Raw genomic sequence first — 3,900 nt, forward strand, 5'->3', positions numbered from 1 at the left:
CCCGGGCCCCCCCCGGGGCCCCCCCCCCGGACGCGCCCCCCCCCCCCCCCGCTTTCATGGGTTGGGGGGGGCCGGCGGGGCCCCCCCCCCCCCCCGGGCCGGGCGGCGGGGCGGGGGGCCCGGCGCCCCGTCCGTATGCGCCGTATGACTGTGGGTCAGGCGTCGACCTTCTCCATGACCTCGTCGGAGACGTCGAAGTTGGCGAAGACGTTCTGCACGTCGTCGCTGTCCTCGAGCGCGTCGATGAGCTTGAAGATCTTGCGCGCGCCCTCTTCGTCCAGCTCGACCTGCATGGTCGGGACGAAGTTGGCCTCGGCCGAGTCGTAGTCGATGCCGTTCTCCTGGAGGGCGGTGCGGACCGCGACCAGGTCGGTGGCCTCGCTGAGCACCTCGAACGACTCACCGAGGTCGTTGACCTCTTCCGCGCCGGCGTCGAGAACCGCTCCGAGGACGTCGTCCTCGGTCAGCTCGCCCTTGGGGACGATCACGACGCCCTTGCGGTTGAAGAGGTACGACACCGAGCCGGGGTCGGCCATGGAACCGCCGTTGCGGGTCATGGCGACGCGGACGTCGGAGGCGGCACGGTTGCGGTTGTCGGTGAGGCACTCGATGAGCACCGCGACACCGTTCGGGCCGTAACCCTCGTACATGATCGTCTCGTAGTCGACGCCGCCGGCCTCGAGACCGCCGCCGCGCTTGACCGCGGAGTCGATGTTCTTGTTGGGCACGGAGCTCTTCTTGGCCTTCTGAATGGCGTCGAAGAGCGTCGGGTTGCCGTCGATGTCGGCGCCGCCGGTACGGGCCGCCACCTCGATGTTCTTGATCAGCTTCGCGAAGAGCTTGCCGCGCTTGGCATCGATCACGGCCTTCTTGTGCTTCGTCGTAGCCCATTTAGAGTGGCCGGACATCTGCCTGTCTCCTTCGCGTAACCCTTTACTGAACGAACCCGAGAGATCCTACCGGGATCCCGTCAGGCGTTATCGCGCACCATGTCCACGAAAAGCGCGTGCACCCGGTGGTCGCCGGTCAGTTCGGGGTGGAAGGACGTCGCCAGCGCGTTGCCCTGGCGTACGGCGACGATGTGTCCGTCGTGCTCCGCGAGCACCTCGACCTCCGCGCCGACCGACTCGACCCACGGGGCGCGGATGAAGACGCCCTCGACCGGGTCGCCCGCCACACCCTTGAGCGCGACGGCCGCCTCGAAGGACTCGTTCTGCCGCCCGAAGGCGTTACGGCGGACGATCATGTCGATCCCGCCGAACGTCTCCTGACCCGACCGCGGGTCGAGGATCTTGTCGGCGAGCATGATCAGACCGGCGCAGGTGCCGTAGACCGGCAGGCCCGCCCGCAGTCGCTCGCGCAGCGGCTCCATCAGACCGAACAGCACGGCCAGCTTGGAGATGGTGGTGGACTCACCGCCCGGGATCACCAGGGCGTCGATCTCCGCCAGCTCCTCGGGGCGCCGGACCGGCCTGGCCACGGCATCGGCCGCGGCCAGGGCGATCAGGTGCTCCCGTACGTCGCCCTGGAGCGCCAGGACACCGATCACGGGAGTGGTCATTACCAGCCCCGGTTGGCGTAGCGCTCGGCCTCGGGCAGGGTGTCGCAGTTGATGCCGACCATGGCCTCGCCCAGGTTCCGGGACGCGTCCGCGATGATCTTCGGGTCGTCGTAGAAGGTGGTGGCCTTCACGATGGCCGCGGCGCGCTTGGCCGGGTCGCCCGACTTGAAGATGCCCGAGCCGACGAAGACGCCCTCAGCGCCGAGCTGGCGCATCAGCGCGGCGTCCGCGGGGGTGGCCACACCGCCGGCGGAGAACAGCACGACCGGCAGCTTGCCGAGCTCGGAGACCTCCTTGACCAGCTCGTACGGGGCGCGGAGCTCCTTGGCGGCGGCGTACAGCTCGTTGTTGTCGAAGCCGCGCAGCTTGGCGATCTCGTTCTTGATCTGGCGCAGGTGGCGGACGGCCTCGACGACGTTGCCGGTGCCGGCCTCGCCCTTGGAGCGGATCATGGCCGCGCCCTCGGCGATACGGCGCAGGGCCTCACCGAGGTTGGTGGCGCCGCACACGAACGGCGTGGTGAACGCCCACTTGTCGCTGTGGTTGACCTCGTCGGCCGGGGTCAGCACCTCGGACTCGTCGATGTAGTCGACGCCGAGCGACTGGAGGACCTGGGCCTCGACGAAGTGGCCGATCCGGGACTTGGCCATGACCGGGATGGAGACCGCGTCGATGATCTCCTCGATCATGTTCGGGTCGGACATCCGGGCCACGCCACCGTCCTTGCGGATGTCGGCGGGCACGCGCTCCAGGGCCATGACGGCGACGGCGCCGGCGTCCTCGGCGATCTTCGCCTGCTCGGCGTTGACCACGTCCATGATCACGCCGCCCTTGAGCTGCTCGGCCATGCCGCGCTTGACGCGAGAGGTGCCGATCGCCGAAGAGTCAGCGGTCTGCGGGAGGGGGCTGGTGGACACGGGGACCTCACTCGATGACGACGATGCGATGCGTCACCGATGGAACATCCACGGACCAGTCCACTGCAAGGGCCAATGGAAAGCCGGTGGATCGTTTTCGCCGGGTCAGGTGGGCCGGTCCGCCAGCGCTGCGGGCGGTTCGTCATCCATTTCGAAGGCCAGCGGGAACGGGGCGTGGCCCGCCAGCCGGAACCAGCGGACCGTCCGGTGCCGTCGCAGCGCACGCGCCGCACGCACGGAGTCGTTGTGGAAACGACGCGCCATCGGCACCCGGCGAACCGCCTGCGCGAGCTCCCCCGCGGCTTCCTCGCCGCCCGGCACCTGACGTACCGCTTCGACCTGCTCCTGCGCGCCGAACACGGCCCGCAGCGCGGCACTCAACTCGCTCTCGGCGACCTCACGGTGCTCCTCCTCTGCCTGTCGGGCCTCGTGGGCGGCCTCGTAGAGCACGATCGACGCGGCGGGATCGAGTACGCCGGCGGTCGCGAGCTCCTGCGCGACGGAGGCCCGCCTCAGGAGTTGGGCATCGAGCGCGGCACGGGCGGCGTCGATCCGCGCGTGCAGCCGGTCGAGCCGCCCGGCGGTCCAGCTGAGGTACATGCCGATGGCGACGAGGGCCACGACGATCCAGATCAGGGTGCTCACGGGCGGCAAGGCTACCGCTGCGCGACGCTTCCCCCTCCGGTGCGTCCGCCCCCGGCCGCCCTGGGGGCTGACGCCCCCGGACCCGGCACACCCCGTGCGCGACGCCCGCGCCGCCGCGCGGAGCGTTTTCCCCCGGGCCAAGCCCCGGCCCCCGTGGGTACTTGCGCCCCCAACCCTCCCAGCGGAAAGGTTCGGTGGAGGCAGACGCCCCCGGGCGCCCCGGCCCTAAGCCGCTGCGCGGGGCCTTCCCCCACCCCGCCCCTTCCCGAAACCGGGGCAAGCCCCGGACCCCGTGGGGGCTGACGCCCCCAGCCCCCTCCCTGGGAGGGGGAAAGGATTCGGTGGGGGCTGACGCCCCCACGCCCCCGGAGCGGCAGCTTCGCGCCGCGACAGGCCCCTGCCACCCGCCGACCGGAACAGACACCGGCCTGGGCTGAGGGGCCCGCCCTCGGCCCGGTACGGGCACCGGCCCGGGCCAAGGGGCCGCCCTCGGCCCGGTACGGGCACCGGCCCTTACCAAAGGGCCCGCCCTCGGCCGGTAGGGCCCGCGGCCCGGGCCGCGGGCCCCGCTCGCGGTCCGGCCCCAGCAGTCACCGCTCCAGCGCCGGGCCTCCGCCCCGCGTGCAGCGACCACGGGCCTGACGGACCAGCTAGCCGAGGGCACACCCCTGCGCGGACACGTGCCGGAACAGGCCTGTCCGGCGGGAGGGGGGCGGGGTCGGAGGAGGGGGGTGTCCGGAAGTAAAGCGTCGCAACTCGCGCGAAGCGCGGTGAGGA

At 71.4% G+C, this 3,900-nt stretch carries 4 protein-coding genes; all 4 read right to left on the reverse strand.

Annotated features, from left to right (window positions below; all coding sequences use genetic code 11):
* Positions 1–155: 155 nt before the first annotated feature.
* Positions 156–908 (reverse strand): YebC/PmpR family DNA-binding transcriptional regulator, encoded by a 753-nt coding sequence (locus tag ACIPJI_RS35275; RefSeq protein ID WP_005319764.1) that lies wholly within the window; start codon positions 906–908, stop codon positions 156–158.
* A 62-nt stretch (positions 909–970) separates the two neighbouring features.
* Positions 971–1,561, reverse strand: a complete 591-nt coding sequence (pdxT, locus tag ACIPJI_RS35280; protein WP_307705416.1) for a pyridoxal 5'-phosphate synthase glutaminase subunit PdxT — start codon at positions 1,559–1,561, stop codon at positions 971–973.
* A complete protein-coding gene (pdxS, locus tag ACIPJI_RS35285) occupies positions 1,561–2,478 on the reverse strand; it encodes a pyridoxal 5'-phosphate synthase lyase subunit PdxS (protein ID WP_189473589.1) in 918 nt (305 codons plus the stop codon). The genes pdxT and pdxS overlap by 1 nt, the downstream gene beginning before the upstream one ends.
* Before the next feature lie 105 nt (positions 2,479–2,583).
* Positions 2,584–3,078: a hypothetical protein gene (locus ACIPJI_RS35290; RefSeq protein ID WP_159695311.1), complete on the reverse strand. Its 495-nt coding sequence runs from the start codon at positions 3,076–3,078 to the stop codon at positions 2,584–2,586.
* Between the last annotated feature and the right edge of the window lie 822 nt (positions 3,079–3,900).

The organism is Streptomyces sp. NPDC086835, from assembly GCF_044745705.1.
Taxonomy (GTDB): Bacteria; Actinomycetota; Actinomycetes; order Streptomycetales; family Streptomycetaceae; genus Streptomyces.